We start from the raw sequence: 1,192 nt of genomic DNA, 5'->3' as shown, positions 1-1,192 counted from the left end.
AAGAAATTCTGTAGCCAGAATGTCCAGATGGACAGCCCAGCGAATTCGGATATGTGATGTTTGTGGTTCGTTGCGAACTTTCGGTTCGTATCATCTTCACCACCGCAATCTGCGTCAGCAAATTGCTTGGGTGTTATATGGTCAAGCCTCACGGGCAATTAGTATTGGTTAGCTCAACGCCTCACAGCGCTTACACACCCAACCTATCAACGTCGTAGTCTTCGACGGCCCTTTAGGGGATTCAAGATCCCAGTGAGATCTCATCTTGAGGCAAGTTTCCCGCTTAGATGCTTTCAGCGGTTATCTCTTCCGAACATAGCTACCCGGCAATGCCACTGGCGTGACAACCGGAACACCAGAGGTTCGTCCACTCCGGTCCTCTCGTACTAGGAGCAGCCCCTCTCAAATCTCAAACGTCCACGGCAGATAGGGACCGAACTGTCTCACGACGTTCTAAACCCAGCTCGCGTACCACTTTAAATGGCGAACAGCCATACCCTTGGGACCGGCTTCAGCCCCATGATGTGATGAGCCGACATCGAGGTGCCAAACACCGCCGTCGATATGAACTCTTGGGCGGTATCAGCCTGTTATCCCCGGAGTACCTTTTATCCGTTGAGCGATGGCCCTTCCATACAGAACCACCGGATCACTAAGACCTACTTTCGTACCTGCTCGACGTGTTTGTCTCGCAGTCAAGCGCGCTTTTGCCTTTATACTCTACGACCGATTTCCGACCGGTCTGAGCGCACCTTCGTACTCCTCCGTTACTCTTTGGGAGGAGACCGCCCCAGTCAAACTACCCACCATACACTGTCCTCGATCCGGATAACGGACCTGAGTTAGAACCTCAAAGTTGCCAGGGTGGTATTTCAAGGATGGCTCCATGAGAACTGGCGTCCCCACTTCAAAGCCTCCCACCTATCCTACACAAGCAAATTCAAAGTCCAGTGCAAAGCTATAGTAAAGGTTCACGGGGTCTTTCCGTCTAGCCGCGGATACACTGCATCTTCACAGCGATTTCAATTTCACTGAGTCTCGGGTGGAGACAGCGCCGCCATCGTTACGCCATTCGTGCAGGTCGGAACTTACCCGACAAGGAATTTCGCTACCTTAGGACCGTTATAGTTACGGCCGCCGTTTACCGGGGCTTCGATCAAGAGCTTCGCTTGCGCTAACCCCATCAATTAAC

1 rRNA gene is annotated in these 1,192 nt (G+C 52.2%); it reads right to left on the bottom strand.

Going from position 1 to position 1,192, the window contains the following annotated elements:
• Positions 1–137 precede the first annotated feature (137 nt).
• Positions 138–1,192: ribosomal RNA gene (locus tag CVS30_RS17660) — 23S ribosomal RNA — on the bottom strand; the annotation flags it as partial.

It is taken from the genome of Arthrobacter psychrolactophilus, from assembly GCF_003219795.1.
GTDB lineage: Bacteria > Actinomycetota > Actinomycetes > Actinomycetales > Micrococcaceae > Specibacter > Specibacter psychrolactophilus.
The sequence above is the reverse complement of the archived record's forward strand: the minus strand, read 5'-3'. Positions and strand labels throughout refer to the sequence as shown.